The organism is Halomonas qinghailakensis, assembly GCF_025820815.1.
GTDB classification, from domain to species: Bacteria; Pseudomonadota; Gammaproteobacteria; order Pseudomonadales; family Halomonadaceae; genus Vreelandella; species Vreelandella qaidamensis.
This window is the reverse complement of the sequence record NZ_CP096973.1, coordinates 2438877-2453716: the sequence shown is the minus strand read 5'-3', so window position 1 is coordinate 2453716 and position 14840 is coordinate 2438877. Positions and strand designations below refer to the sequence as shown.

Sequence of the window (14840 nt, the reverse complement as noted above, 5' to 3'; positions counted from 1 at the left end):
GTTAGCTGCACTCGCCTCGTAGCGAGCCGCCAAGTGCCTTGCGCAGTGCAGGGCCGCTTATTCCACGACCTAATAGCACCGTCAGTTTCGCAACGGCGGCTTCCAGCGTGATGTCACCTCCCGCAATCACACCGGCTTGGTTCAGCGCCGCGCCGGTGGCGTAGGCTCCCTGCACGACTTCTCCTTGGGCACACTGAGTCACGTTGAGCAGTGCGACCCCTCGTTCATTTGCAGCCGTTAACGCCTTTAACAGCTCGCCTTCAAAACTAGGCGGGTTGCCCACGCCGTAGCTATGCAGAATCAAGCCTTTTAGGCGTTCATCGGCCAGCAGCAACTTGGCGCGGCGCAGCGACATGCCAGGATGAAGTGGCAAAATTGCTACCGCCTCATCATCCACCTCGATGGGCGCAAAGTTAGGCAGTCCGCTCAGTAGCGCAGAGGGCTGTGGAAATGTCATACCGATGCCAAGCTCGGCAAGCCAGGGGAAATTAGGAGAGTCAAAGGCATCTAAGCCCTGAGTGCGCACCTTGCGCGCACGATTACCGCGCAGGAGTCGGTCGTGAAAAACCAGACTTACTTCACAAGGTGTTGCAGGGTGGACCACCAATTGCAGTGCGCTAACGAGATTATTCAGCGCATCGCTGCGAAGCTCCCCCAAAGGAATTTGGGCGCCGGTGAAAATCACCGGCTTGTTGAGTGCGCCAAGCATAAACGACAGCGCGGCAACGCTATACGCCATAGTATCGGTACCGTGTAGCACCACAAATCCATCGTATGCTTGCCAGTGGCTTTCTAACTGTGCCACTAAACGGTTCCAGGCGTCGGGCATTAGCTCGGCGCTATCAATCAGAGGCCGCATTTCTAGCACATCAAACGATGGCAGCCTGTCGGCGTTGCTCAGCGCTAAGTGCGCGGTTAAACGCTCGGCCAGCCCCGCGCAAGGCACATACCCATGTGGCGATGGCTGCATACCAATGGTACCGCCGGTGTAGAGCATGAGTACGCGGGGCATAGTCTCTCCTTATCTAATAGCGTTCGTGCATGCGAGGGCTTACTTAGCGGGCGCGCTTTCCAGACGCTGCTTTAACGCTTCGGCCTCTTCAGGCTCCAGCTCCCAGGCTTTCGGATCTAGCTCAAGATCTGGGTGTTGATTAGCATCGAAAATCGGCTGTTTGATGCCCTGGCGACGCTGGCTATCGTAATCGTTAAGGATGCGTAGGCCGCACTTAAACAACAGAATCAGCGCCACAAGGTTGACCACTGCCAGCAGGCCCATCGTGACATCGGCAAAGCCGAACACAGTGCCAAGATCTGTTGTTGCCCCCCAGCACACCAGCAACACAATGGCGATTCGGAAAGCATTAAACAGATTCTGGTTGTCGCGGCTAAAGAAGTTGAGGCTGTTCTCGCCCAGGTAGTAGTTGTACAAAATAGTACTGAACGCAAACAGCAGCAGCGCGAGACTAACAAAGGTGCGACCCCATTCGCCTACATGGTCGGCAAGCGCCGCCTGAGTGAGGGCGATGCCTTCAACACCAGCACCTGCGGCCGGGTCGTACACACCGCTGAGCAGAATCAAAAACGCCGTGGCCGAGCAGATAATCACGGTATCGATAAACACCGAAAACGCCTGCACAATACCTTGGTTGGCTGGGTGCGGTACGTAGGCTACCGCCGCCACATTGGGCGCACTGCCCAGACCCGCTTCGTTAGAAAACAGGCCTCGCTTTAAGCCCATCATAATGGCCGCACCAATACCGCCACCCACCACCGGCTCAAGGCCAAAAGCACTTTTTACAATTAGCGCAATAACGCTGGGGATTTCACCAATGTTCATGGCAATAACCAGCAGCGCAATGGCGATATAGCTGACCGCCATAAAGGGCACCAAATACTCCGAGATGCGCGCGATACGTTTGATACCACCAAAAATAATCAGCCCTACCAGCATGGCCAGGGCAATACCACTGTAAAGCACCGGCACACCGAAGGCGTCACCAAACGAGGTCGCTACCGCATAGGATTGCAGTGCGGTAAAGGCAAAGCCAAAGGTTAGCAGCAATAGCACCGAGTAAAACGCCGCCAGCCAGCGCCACTGTTTGCCTAACCCTTTAACGATGTAGTACGCCGGGCCACCGCGATACGTGCCATCGCCTTCCGCTTCTTTGTAGGTCTGCGCCAGGGTGCACTCTAAGAAGCTAGTCGCCATCCCCATCAAGCCCACCAGCCACATCCAGAAAATAGCCCCTGGACCACCTAACGTAATTGCGACCGCCACGCCGGCAATATTACCGCCGCCCACGCGACCCGCCACGGACAGAACAAGCGCCTGAAAAGAACTTAAGTGGCCATGTTTATTACGCTTAAAGGCCTGACCTGACCCCAGTATGCGAAACATTTGGCTAAAATAACGAAACTGCACAAAGCGGGAAGCAACGGTAAAACCGATGCCAACGCCTACTAGCAGCACTAGCAGTACCTTTCCCCAAAGGAGCTCATTGAGCATATCAAGCATGTGATGTTCTCCGCGTTCTTGTATTAGCGTTATGTTGGAATTCGCGTCGTTTTATGTCGCGCTTCTTAAAACCGCGCCGCGGAGAACGTTTTACCAAGCATAGGAAAGAATTAAATTTGGCGCAGCGATGCAGTTGTATGCACTAACTGCGCCATTTGCTGCACCACAGTGCATCACATAAAAAACGGTGCGCGCCTTTTCAGGCTGCGCACCGTGCGATTTTACCTCTGTGGACACGGCCAACTAGAGGTTCGCTTTTTACTTACCCGCTTTAGCCGCCCGCGCCGCGTGAAGCTTTTTATAGCTTTCGATCAAGCGCTGGTGGCGTTCCAAGCCTTCTAGCTGCATGTTAGTCGGCGTTAAGCCATGGAAGCGCACTTCACCACTCACCGACCCCACGACCGCTGCCATGGTCGCTTCACAGAACATCCGCTGAAAATTGGGCAGGTAATCGTTGAGCTCCAGCTCATCATCCAGCGTGATCTCTAACACCGCGTTTACCGCCTGATAGAACAGACCCCGCTCAACGGTGTTGTCGTTGTACTGCAGGAACATCTGCACGCAGTCCAGCGCTTCTTCATGGCGTTGCAGCGCAAGGTAAACCAGCAGCTTCAGCTCTAGGATCGTTAGCTGCCCCCACACGGTGTTTTCATCAAACTCGATACCAATCAGCGTGATGATATCGGCGTGGTCATCCATCTGGCTCTCTTCCAACCGCTCCACCAGATCAGTAAGTTGAGCGTCATCCAAGCGGTGCAGATTGAGAATATCTTCGCGGTAATCCAACGCTTTATTGGTGTTATCCCAGATCAAGTCTTCAATCGGGTACACCTCTGAGTAGCCCGGCACCAAAATTCGGCACACCGGCGCGCCCAGGTCTTCGTGTACGGCCATGTACACTTCGGCCCCCAGCTCTTCAAAAATGCCAAACAGCGTCGCGGCCTCTTCCTCATTGCTGCCAGAGAAGTCCCACTCGCTGAATTCAAAATCGGGCTTGGCACTAAAGAAGCGCCAAGAAACTACACCCACCGAGTCGATAAAGTGCTCAACAAAGTTGTTGGGTTCAGAAACGGTTTGCGAGTTAAATGTTGGTAGCGGAAGATCGTTTAGCCCTTCAAAACTGCGGCCTTGCAACAGCTCCGTCAAGCTGCGCTCCAGCGCCACTTCAAAGCTTGGGTGCGCGCCAAACGAAGCAAACACGCCGCCGGTACGTGGGTTCATCAAGGTGACGCACATAACCGGGAACTGCCCACCCATAGAGGCATCTTTTACCAACACGGGGAAACCCTGGGCTTCCAAGGCGTTAATGCCTTCTACGATATTCGGGTAGTTTGCCAGCACCGCTTGGGGCACATCCGGCAGGGTTAACTCCTGCTCGAGGATTTCACGCTTCACCGCCCGTTCGAAGATTTCCGACAGGCACTGCACCTGGGCTTCCACCAGGGTGTTGCCCGCACTCATGCCGTTACTTAGGAACAGGTTTTCAATTAGGTTGGAGGGAAAATAGACCGTTTTGCCATCGGACTGACGCACAAACGGTAGCGATACAATGCCGCGATCTTCACGGCCAGAGTTGGTATCGATCAGATGTGAGCCACACAGCTCACCTTCAGGGTTGTAAATATCGCGACAGTGTTCATCGAGGATTTCAGCGGGGAGTTCATCGTTCGGCCCCGGCTGAAACCACTTCTCATTGGGATAGTGAACAAAGTTGCTATTGGCAATTTCTTCACCGAAGTACTGATCGTTATAGAAGAAGTTACAGCTTAAGCGCTCGATAAACTCGCCCAGTGCGGAGCACAGCGCGCTCTCTTTGGTCGCCCCTTTGCCGTTGGTAAAACACATTGGCGAAGCTGCATCGCGAATATGCAGCGACCAGACGTGGGGCACGATATTCCGCCAGGAGGCGATCTCGATTTTCATGCCTAGATCAGCCAGCATCGCGCTCATATTAGCGATAGTTTGTTCTAATGGCAGGTCTTTACCTGGGATATAAGTAGCACTGCCCTCCGGCGCGCCCATCAGCAGTGCCTGGGCGTCCTCATCGATGTTTTCTACCGTCTCGATCTGAAAGTCGGGGCCGGTTTGAACAACCTTCTTTACCGTGCAGCGGTCGATAGAGCGCAGAATGCCCTGGCGATCTTTTTCAGAAATATCTTCAGGCAGCTCAACCTGGATTTTGAAAATCTGCTTATAACGATCTTCCGGGTCGACGATGTTGTTCTGGGATAGGCGAATATTCTCGGTAGGAATATCCCGAGCGTTGCAGTAGACCTTAACAAAGTAGGCGGCACACATCGCCGATGATGCCAAGAAGTAGTCGAACGGACCGGGAGCCGAGCCATCGCCTTTATAGCGAATCGGCTGATCGGAGATAACGGTGAAATCGTCGAACTTGGCCTCTAAGCGGAGGTTATCGAGGTAATTGACTTTAATTTCCATGAACGGGCATCCGGAGCAATGAGTGTGCCTCGGCTATTAACATCATAAGCCGATAGGCGGATTGCCGCCCATTATCCAGTTTTTCACCCGCTTCGTCTTGGGAAGCATTGCACTGACTGGCCCAAAGCGTCACATTAGCCGCACCGCCGCTTTCTGAGAACGTTGAAACCGCCCCCATGCATGATGATTTTGTGGCTAACTTACGCCTACTGTGCAGCTACTACCCATCCATTGCGGATGTTTGCCGCCGCTTATCCATCAACCGTGCCCAGTTTAACCGCTACCTTAGCGGGCGTTATTATCCAAGCCACGCCGCGCTACAGCGTATTTGCCACTTTTTTGGAGTAACGCCCGAAGATATCGCCCTACCCCACCACGATTTCCGAGCGCTGGTGCAAACAGGCCAGCTCAATGCGGATGCCTCACCTAGCACGCTACCCTGGCCCAATGCGCTCATTCAGCGGGGTAGTGAAGGCATGGAACGTTATCTGGGTCGCTACTTCGAGCTTTATCACTCGATGTCGCGCCCTGGGCATTTGATGCGCACGCTGGTGTGTTTAGAAGCCAGAGAAGGAGGCGTGGTGTACCAGCGCACAGAAAGAATGCACGTTGCGCCAGACACGCGTCCTTGCCATAACCGCTACGTAGGCACCGCTGTTAAACTTGCAGACCGACTATTTTTAGTTGACCACGAAACACTCAATGGTCATGAAATTACCCAAACTATTCTGTTTCCCAGCTTTCAAAGCCAAGTAACGCGTTTAACCGGGCTAAAAATGGGCGTGGCAGATAACAGTGAGCGGATGCCCTGTTGTGTGCGAGTGGTATACCAGCGCTTAGATGAACAGATAAGCTTGCGGTCTGCGCTAGCTCAATGCGGCCTGCTGTCACTTGACGACCCGTCGCTAGATGAGTCGCTGCTGGCAGCCGTGTGCAATGATGTGGCTAGCGGAGAGCACCATTTTCGAGCACGTCACTAGCAGTGTACTTCGCAGGACGGCGATGGTGTCAGTACATGGGCAAAGAGAATCGACTCAAAGTGCTCCATTGGAACGACTGACTTAAGCGTTTTAGCGCGTAGTATGGCACCTTCCCACCCGGATAATATAAAACTGGCAAGGGCTTCTGGAACAATCGCCTTATCAATATCGTTCTGATTTTGCGCATCTTTCAGACAGACGACAAAACGTTGTTCCCAGCGCTGGAACACTAGATTAAGGGCATCACGGAAGGTGTCGCTTTGGCCAGAAAGCTCCTGGCCAAGGTTACCAATCAAGCAGCCAGTGGTGTGGTCGCAGCCCAACATATGCTCACGCCCTGTGGCGAAGTAACGCCGTAGCCGCTCTAACGGCGGCAACGAAACGTCTTCAAGCAGTGTTGCCAAACTTTCATCGTACTCGCTAGCAAATCGCTCTATCACCGCCAGCCCAAAATCTTCTTTGCTGGAAAAGTAGTGGTAAAACGATCCTTTAGGCACACCGCAGGTTTTTAAGACGGCATTAATACCCGTCGCATTGTAGCCCTGCTGGGCAATCAGTTCGGCACCGGTTTCAATTAACTTATCGCGAGTGGCGGTGTTTTTCATGACGTCACATTAACCAGTGAATTTAGTGCTTTGCAAAATAATAATGACAGGTATTGTTAGGCCCGTCAGCGGTTAGACAGCACGCTGCAGCGATGCTTAATGGGTTGCACGCTATTTGCACATTGCTTACCTAATCATTGCTTGCGTATCGGTGATGCTAGCATGATACGCCATTTTCTCTGGAATTTTCGCCCTTAGCCAACGGATGCCGCGCGGTAATGACCTCCTCCCACTCTTACGCACCCTCTCAACAAGGCCGTATCGGTTTCGGTGCCTTGGCAGCGCTACTGGTCTTCGCCTGCGGTTTAGCCTTGGCTTGGTGGATTATCAGCCAGCCACCCCGCGTTGAGCGACGGCCGCCACCGCCCGCCGCACCACCCTTAGTGGATGTCATTACGGCGGAAGAGCGGCTGCAAGCTCCCATACTTAATGGCTTTGGACGAGTAGAAGCAGAAAAATCCACTATGCTTGCCAGCCGAGTTGCCGGCCAGCTAGAACGCTTTGGGGAGGGCGTACTCCCAGGGCAGGTCGTCGAACAAGGAGCGCCGGTTGCGTATATCGATCAGGCTGATTTACGCCTAATTCTCGAAGATGCTGAAGCGCAGTTGGCCAACGCTCAGGCGCAGTTAGCGCTAGAACAAGCGGAGCAACAGCGCGCCCGAAGTGAGTATGAATCTTTTGGCCGCCAACTTAGCGCCGAGCGCCGCGCCCTAGTACTACGTGAACCACAGCTACGCCAAGCTCAAGCTCAACTGACGCAAGCACGGGTAGTCCGCGACCAAGCGGCGCTTAATCTTGAACGTGCCACGCTAGCTGCCCCTTGGCGAGCGATGGTGCAAGAGCGCTTGGTTGGTGCAGGAAGCTTGTTAAGCCAGGGCACTGAAGTACTCAGTTTGGTTGGTGTCGAGCAGTTTTGGGTCCGCGCTTCGTTGCCGGGAGATATCTTGGGCTGGCTAACACCCGGCAGCCGCGTCACGCTTACCAGCCAAGGCTGGCTGGAAGGCGCAAGCCGAGAAGGCAACTTAATTTCTATTCTGCCCAACCTAGAAGAGAATGGCTTACAGGCGCAGCTTTTGATTGCCGTGAATGACCCATTATCACTTGAGCACGATGGTCCCGCGCTGCGCCTTGGCGATGTGCTACGCGTTACCTTTCATAGCACAACCCAAGAGCCGCTCATCGCCCTGCCCTCTGCAGCATTGCGCCCAGGCGAGCAGGTATGGTGGGTAGATGATGAAGATCGCTTACGCAGCACCCAAGTCACCCTGGCCTATCGCGGGCAGGAAACGGCTCTGGTACGCAGCGGTTTAGTGCCCGGACAGCGCGTGGTAATTGCTGGTTTGGCTCAACCTCGTGAAGGCCAGCAAGTCCGTATTCGTCAGCGGGGAGACACCCCAGCCAGTGATGAGGACAGCCCATGATTCGCCGTGGCCCGCTTGCCTGGATGGTCGACCATGGCGTTGCCCCTAACCTGATGATGGTGCTGTTTATCGTCGGCGGTTTAATGGCATCTCTGGCCATCAAAAAAGAGGTTTTCCCGGAATTTGAAACGGAAATTATCCAAGTTAGCATCAGCTATCCTGGCGCCACGCCGGAAGATGTTGAGCAAAGTTTGCTGCTACCGGTTGAAGCTGCCATTGCTGATGTGGAAGGCATCGATGAATTAACCGCCAGCGCTGGTGAAGGTAGCGGCGTGGTCAGCGCCACGCTGATCGACGGCGTTGATGTAATGCGGGCCTATCAGGATATCCAGCAGGCTGTGAATGCTATCACGACCTTGCCTAACGCAGCAGACCCACCGCGCTTTACCCTGGCTGGCCGCTCTCGCAGCGTGGTGAGCTTGCAGGTGTATGGTTCCGTGGGCTTAGCCGCACTGCATGACGCCGCCGAGGATGTGCGCGCAGAATTACAGGCCACCAGCGGCATCTCCCGTGCAGAGCTCTCCGGCAATCGGGAACGTGAAATCCAGGTGCTTTTAGATGAGGAAGCTATCGAGCGCTTTGGGTTAGACCATCAACAACTTGCCAGCCGAATTGCCGAAGAAGCGCTTGATCTCGCCAGTGGCCAGCTTACGACCGCCGAAGGTGAGTGGTTAATTCGCTACCAGGGCCGCCGCAACAGTGCGGATGAGTTTGCCGCACTCCCCATTCTCACCACCACCCAAGGCTCTCCCGTTGTGCTGGGCGATATCGCTCGCGTAAGAGAAGGGTTTGCTGAAACCGACCGAGAAGAGTTCTATAACGGCGAGCCAGGCTTATCGGTGGATATCTATCAGATTGGCGATCAGACGCCGACCAGTATTTCCCAAGCGGTTTACGGTGAGCTGGAGCGGCTGCGCGCCAACCTACCCAACGGGGTGCGCCTGGATGTTTCCAGAGATAGCTCAGAAATTTACGAAGACCGCCTGAACCTGCTGCTAAAAAACGCCTGGATGGGCTTGGCACTGGTGCTAATTCTCATGGCACTATTTCTTGAGGCACGATTGGCCTTCTGGGTAACGCTGGGCATCCCGACGGCATTTTTGGGCGCAATGCTATTTCTGCCTTGGATTGGCGTCTCACTTAATATGATGTCGATGTTCGCCTTTATTATCGCCCTTGGCATTGTCGTAGACGATGCCATTATGGTCGGTGAGAATATTTACAGCTACCGGGAGCAGGGCTATTCCCTTCGCGATGCCGCGGTAAAGGGTGCCCAAGAAATCGCCACACCGCTTACCTTTGCGATTCTGTCTAATATTGTTGCGTTCCTACCGCTGCTGTTTTTACCCGGCTTTTTAGGGCTTATTTTTGCCACCGTGCCAGTGGTTGTTATCACGGTATTTATTATTTCCCTGGTGGAAGCACTGTTTATACTGCCTGCCCACCTCGCCCACGCCCGTAAGCCCCGCAAAACACCCGTATGGCAGCGCCCCATTGAAGCCGTTCGTTTACGTATGCAAAAGGGCCTGCATCACTTTACTTATCAACAGTTTGAACCATTCTTACAGCGGGCGCTTAACCAGCGTTTACTAACGGTATCGCTAGGCATCGCCTTACTATGTGTCGCACTTGCCTGGGCAATGAGTGGTCGACTTGGCTTTTCACTCATGCCCAGAGTGGAATCAGACCAAGTTCAGGCCAGCGTTACCCTGCCGATTGGCAGCAACATTAGCGTTAGCCGTGAATTGAGCCAACAACTGCTGGATGCCGCCGAGCAACTAAGCGAACGCGAGGCAACCCTCAGCTTTAGCAGTACCCGAAGCCGCTTGGATGGCGAGAGCCTAACGGTGCGTTTAGACATCGCCAGTGAAAGCCTGGATGACTGGCCACCATCGCGCATTGCACGAGAATGGCGTGACTTAACGGGCGATTTAGTCGGCGCGCAATCCGTGCGCTTTGAGTCAGATTTCGGAGGCCCCGGTAGTGGTGCAGCGCTGAGCCTGCGTTTATCCCACCCCAACACCCAAGTGTTAGAAGCAGCCGCTGCGCAGCTGGCGGAACAGCTGGCTGAATATGGGTTAACCGATATCGATAGCGGTCTGGGTGACGGCAAACCGCAGCTTGAAATGCGCCTGTCTGCCGAAGGGCGCGCGTTAGGGCTAACCGGGAACGAACTCGCCCAGGCGCTACGCGGCCCGCTACAGGGAGCTACTGCCATCGAGCAGTTTATCGGCCGCCGAGAAGTCAGCGTAGAGGTACGCCTGCCTGAGCAAGATCGTGACAGCCTCAATGAGCTTTATCGACTGCCGATCCAGACGCCTGACGGCCTAAGCGTCCCGTTGTCTCGCGTAGCCGATATTACGTTAAGCCAGGCCTCTAGTAGCCTTCAGCGAATCGATGGTCGTCGGATAATTACGGTTACCGCTGACTCCGAGGGTGACCAAGCGATTAATCAAGTGCTCGCCACACTGCAAGAAGATGTTTTCCCCACTCTTAGCAATACCTGGACAGGGCTTGAAGTGAGTATGGGCGGACGACAGCAAGATACCGCCGACAATTTAGCCACGTTGCGCAACGCCATGTGGCTAATGCTGGCCGCGCTGTATGCATTGTTAGCCATCCCTTTCCGTAGCTACCTTCAGCCACTTCTAGTACTGGCGGCTATTCCGTTTGGTATTGTCGGTGCCGTCGCAGGCCATATGTTGATGGGGTTCGGATTATCGATTATCAGCTTACTCGGTATGCTGGCACTTTCCGGCGTGGTGATTAACGATGCCCTGGTACTGATTGACTATGCTAACCGTAAGCGTCGTGAGGGCATGGATGCCCGCGAAGCGATCGTCGCCGCGGCGACCCGCCGCCTACGGCCGATTATGATGACGACCCTCACCACGTTTTTAGGCTTGGCACCAATGATTCTAGAAACCTCTCGCCAAGCGCGCTTTATGATACCCATGGCTATTTCACTAGGGTTTGGCATGCTATTCGCCACGGTTATCTTGTTACTGGTAGTGCCCTGCCTCTACCTGGGGTTAGAAAACCTGCGTGAACGGCTCAGCAAACCACCCCAACCAAGCCATGAGGGAGTCAGCTAATGAAACTGCTCGCTTCACTACGCCAGTGGCGCCCCTCCCAACTGGGTCTAAAGCTTTTTGTGGCTATTTTAAGCGTTAACGTAGCCATTGCAGCGAGCGTGTTTTTAGCAGTGACTTACAGTATTGATCGCGGCTTTTTAGAATATCTAAATCAAGCCCAAGAGCGGCGCGCTATGCTGCTGGCGGATGGGCTAATTACTCGCTGGGAAACTCAGGGTAGTTGGCAATGGTTGGAGCAATCGCCAGAACGCTGGCCCTATATTGTGCGCTTTGAGCTTGGCCAGGAACACCGTGATCGCCCTTCTCCTCTCGGCGAGACCCAAGACTTCGCGTTACGCAATAGCGATGGCCGCTTCGTCATCCCACCTGCTGAAACCGCACGCGGCTCAAACGGTTGGCGATGGCTCACCCTTTATAGCGACGTGACCTCAAGCGGAAACAATGAAGCGATTGGAGAACTTGGGTTTCGTCCTCCACAAGATATGATGGAGCGCATGGAAAGCCGTTTTCTAGAGCGCCAGCAGCGCAATTTAGTGCTTATTGTTGTTTCTCTCGGGTTGGCATCGCTGTTACTGGCAGGAGGGCTTTCCTGGTGGCTAGGCCGACGTACCCGAGCATTAGCAGGGGCAACGCTACGTTTAACCGAAGGTGATTATCACACTCGGTTACCAGAACGCGGCCGGGATGAACTTTCCAGTTTGGCACGCGACTTTAACGTGCTAGCAGCCACCTTAGAAGCTAGCCGCGACGCCAGAGCACGATGGGTATCTGATACTGCCCACGAGCTACGTACCCCGTTAGCAGTGCTGCGCGGCGAAATCGAAGCGATGCAGGACGGGATTCGTCCGCTAAACCAGGAAAATCTTAGCTCACTGGCTCAAGAAGTGGCTCAACTGGAACGGTTAGTCACTGACCTGAGACTGCTTTCCCAAAGCGATGCAGGCGCATTGGATATTCAGCTAGCGCCAATGAATCTCAGCGAAAGCTTAAAAGGCCGTTTATCCGATGCTGACCGCTGGCTAGAAGAGAGCGGCCTGACCTTGTCATGCCAGCTTACCCCCGACATCATGATACAAGGGGATGCCCAGCGTTTGCGTCAATTATGGAGCAATCTGCTGGATAACAGCTGCGCCTATACGCAGCCACCAGGAGCGCTACGGGTTTCGTTAATCTGCGAAGCTAACCATGCCGTTATTATTTGGGAAGACAGCTCCCCAGGCGTGCCTGAATGCGAGCTTTCACGCTTAACTGAACGCCTGTACCGCGTGGAGGGCTCACGTAACCGCGCAAGTGGCGGCAGCGGGCTGGGGCTCTCAATTGCTAGCGCGTTAGTCAATGCCCATGGCGGCACGCTTTCGCCTGGCGTTTCTGAGCTAGGCGGTCTGAAATGGACGCTGCGCTTCCCGCTATTTATTGCCTCTTAACCTAAGCGAGCTGACTATGTCTGAGAATAGTTCACCCCAAGACGCCTCACTGCTCATTGTTGAGGATGAACCTAAAATCGCCCGGCTAATGGCAGACTACCTGGAAAACAATAATTTCACCCCGACCATTATTGCCAACGGCAACGATGTTATACCCTGGCTAACCCAGCAGCTTCCGGCACTCATACTGCTAGATGTGATGCTGCCTGGTAAGGATGGACTAACGCTATGTCGAGAAATCCGTCAACACTGGCCTAGCGTTCCCATTATTATGGTGACTGCAAAAGTCGAGGAAGTTGATCGTTTACTAGGCTTAGAGCTAGGTGCAGACGACTATGTATGCAAACCTTTCAGCCCCCGCGAAGTGGTTGCCCGCGTAAAAGCGGTATTACGCCGCAGTCAAGCCGCTGCGCAAGTCGATGACGCTTCAGCCACCACCCCGCAAGCACCGGTGACACTCGATGAAGAGGGCTGGCAGGCGCTCGCCAATGGGCACGACCTTGGCCTCACCGCCGTAGAGTTCCAACTGTTGCGCGTCATGATGCAGTCCCCGGGACGTATCTTCAGTCGCGAACAGCTAATGGATCACATGTATCGGGATAACCGCATTGTCTCGGAACGTACCGTGGACAGCCATATTAAGAAGCTACGCAAAAAAATCCATGAAGCACTCCCCGAACTAGAGATTATTCGCTCCGTTTACGGCGTTGGTTACAAATATCAGCCAGAAGGATAATCCGTCTATTTGCTATCAACGACCTGCGGCTGAACCTGACGATTCAAGAAGGCGATACCGGCTTCGATCGCGCTATCACGAAGCAGGAAGCTGGCAAAATGACCATAGCCACGCTGTAAGTACAGCTCGCTTTCGGTGCCCTGGGCCTGGAGTGCTTGATAGAAGTCAGTCGCGTGATCAACGGGCACTAACTGATCCCAGCTGCCATGAAACAGAAAAAACGGTGGTGCCTGGAGTGTGATTTGCCGCGCAGGTGAAGCCAACGCATAGGCCTCTGGTTTTTCGGCGCGGGTGCCGCCAATAAAGTCGACCACCAAACGACCATCATCAAACTTCAGTAGGTCGCTGGGTAGACCGCCAACTAGCACCGCTGCTAGCGTTGCGTGCTCGCCGCCATAAGGTTCGCCCAGCGGGCCTTCATTGCCAGCTAAGGCAAGCAGGCTTATTAAATGCGCACCGGATGAAAAACCAACGCCCACGATGCGGTCAGTATCCACTTGCCAACGCTCAGCGTTACTATGAAGCCAGCTCATCGCCTGCTGTAAATCATATAGCTGTTCAGGGAATCGGTACTCGGGAGCAAAGCGGTGCTCAATATTCACTGTCACATATCCCTGCGCGGCTAACTGCTCAGCAATCGCCTCCATGTCGTCAGGACCACGGTTGCGCCAGCCACCGCCATGTACAATGAGTGCCGCTGGTCGACGCTCTGTCGCTGAAGTGTTTGGTAACAGCACCTGGGCGCTCAATGTTTGCGCCCAACCATCAGGTGTATAATGCTGGGTGGGTAGTCGAGTAAAGGTTTGCGGCGTATTCAGCATCCCCTGCTCAATGGCAGGTAGACCCCGGCTGGCTTGATGCGTTGCACCGCAGCCGCTCATCAAAAGAGCTAGCGCGCTTAGGCTCAGATATCGACGCATAAGACGTAAATCTGGCATTTAAAACTCCTTAATATGCCCCCTCAATACGACGCTTCCTCAACACGTTTATTTAACACGTTTCTTTGACGCAACGTTTCAACATGTCTTTTCGATACGTGTTTTGAAAACCGTAAGCCCCCGCCCAAGCGATTGTGACCGCGTAAGCTAAGATAAGATCACGGTTGTTGCACACTTTGTGCAAACGTTTTACACCAAGCCCTTAGATACTGATATCGACAACTTACCATTTTTAGAATGTTTCGAGGTTTGCTATGAACATATCATTACGCCAATTATTTGCGCCTGCGCTACTTGCCGTTGCCCTTATGCCTTTAGCCTTCAGCGCCAATGCTGGTCACCACAACAGTGCAGGTATTGACCGCGAAGCGATGCAGGAGCGCATGGAAGAGCGCCGTCAAGACGTTTATCAGCGCGCCGGTTTAAGTGAAGAGCAACAAACTGCCTTAAACGAAGTACATGCTGAACATCGTGATGCCATGCTGTCGCTGCGCGAAGAGCACCAAGCCAAGGTGGCCGAGATCCTAACCGAAGAAGAGCAACAAGCGCTGCGCGATGCCATGCGCGAGATGCATGCTGACAAACATGACGAGCGACGCCATAGTGAAGGCGGTCATGGCAAGCGCGACCATGAACGTCGCGGACACTACGGCGAAGCTGCTGAGGAAGACACAGCAGAATAAG

The 14840-nt window shown here is 54.0% G+C and carries 11 protein-coding genes; 6 read left to right on the top strand and 5 right to left on the bottom strand.

The features are described from left to right. Position 1: 1 nt before the first annotated feature. The 3 genes from M0220_RS11395 to M0220_RS11385 all read right to left on the bottom strand — a co-directional run bounded on the left by M0220_RS11395 (position 2) and on the right by M0220_RS11385 (position 4957). Entirely contained in the window at positions 2 to 1012 is a 1011-nt protein-coding gene (locus M0220_RS11395) for an asparaginase domain-containing protein (RefSeq protein ID WP_264017679.1), read from the bottom strand. Positions 1013 to 1051: 39 nt separating this feature from the next. After that, the gene (locus M0220_RS11390) at positions 1052 to 2515 is read right to left on the bottom strand and encodes an alanine/glycine:cation symporter family protein (protein ID WP_264017678.1); all 1464 of its coding nucleotides are present in this window, start codon (positions 2513 to 2515) and stop codon (positions 1052 to 1054) included. A gap of 258 nt (positions 2516 to 2773) precedes the next feature. Continuing rightward, a complete protein-coding gene (locus M0220_RS11385; protein WP_264017677.1) occupies positions 2774 to 4957 on the bottom strand; it encodes an OsmC domain/YcaO domain-containing protein in 2184 nt (727 codons plus the stop codon). A gap of 176 nt (positions 4958 to 5133) precedes the next feature. Between M0220_RS11385 and M0220_RS11380 the strand changes: the two genes are divergently transcribed. Then, positions 5134 to 5937, top strand: a complete 804-nt coding sequence (locus M0220_RS11380; protein ID WP_264017676.1) for a helix-turn-helix domain-containing protein — start codon at positions 5134 to 5136, stop codon at positions 5935 to 5937. Here the strand turns inward: M0220_RS11380 and M0220_RS11375 are convergent. Beyond that, complete coding sequence (locus M0220_RS11375; protein ID WP_030073931.1) at positions 5934 to 6542, bottom strand: TetR/AcrR family transcriptional regulator; 609 nt, start codon at positions 6540 to 6542, stop codon at positions 5934 to 5936. The two genes, M0220_RS11380 and M0220_RS11375, sit on opposite strands and share 4 nt — an antisense overlap. 218 nt (positions 6543 to 6760) lie before the next feature. Here M0220_RS11375 and M0220_RS11370 point away from each other — a divergent pair, with 218 nt between their 5' ends. The 4 genes from M0220_RS11370 to M0220_RS11355 are packed head-to-tail and all read left to right on the top strand — an operon-like array spanning position 6761 to position 13218. Then, on the top strand, positions 6761 to 7963 hold the full coding sequence (locus M0220_RS11370; RefSeq protein WP_264017675.1) for an efflux RND transporter periplasmic adaptor subunit: 1203 nt from the start codon (positions 6761 to 6763) through the stop codon (positions 7961 to 7963). Then, positions 7960 to 11058: an efflux RND transporter permease subunit gene (locus M0220_RS11365; RefSeq protein ID WP_030073934.1), complete on the top strand. Its 3099-nt coding sequence runs from the start codon at positions 7960 to 7962 to the stop codon at positions 11056 to 11058. The genes M0220_RS11370 and M0220_RS11365 overlap by 4 nt, the downstream gene beginning before the upstream one ends. Further along, a complete protein-coding gene (locus M0220_RS11360) occupies positions 11058 to 12482 on the top strand; it encodes an ATP-binding protein (protein ID WP_264017674.1) in 1425 nt (474 codons plus the stop codon). Before M0220_RS11365 ends, M0220_RS11360 begins: the two co-directional genes overlap by 1 nt. Before the next feature lie 16 nt (positions 12483 to 12498). Next, a complete protein-coding gene (locus M0220_RS11355; protein ID WP_264017673.1) occupies positions 12499 to 13218 on the top strand; it encodes a response regulator in 720 nt (239 codons plus the stop codon). A gap of 5 nt (positions 13219 to 13223) precedes the next feature. On the opposite strand, the gene M0220_RS11350 is transcribed toward M0220_RS11355, so the two are convergent. Beyond that, positions 13224 to 14156: an alpha/beta hydrolase gene (locus M0220_RS11350; protein WP_030073940.1), complete on the bottom strand. Its 933-nt coding sequence runs from the start codon at positions 14154 to 14156 to the stop codon at positions 13224 to 13226. 254 nt (positions 14157 to 14410) lie between these two features. Here M0220_RS11350 and M0220_RS11345 point away from each other — a divergent pair, with 254 nt between their 5' ends. Beyond that, positions 14411 to 14839 (top strand): type 2 periplasmic-binding domain-containing protein, encoded by a 429-nt coding sequence (locus M0220_RS11345; RefSeq protein WP_035536748.1) that lies wholly within the window; start codon positions 14411 to 14413, stop codon positions 14837 to 14839. The last annotated feature ends 1 nt before the right edge of the window (position 14840 follow it).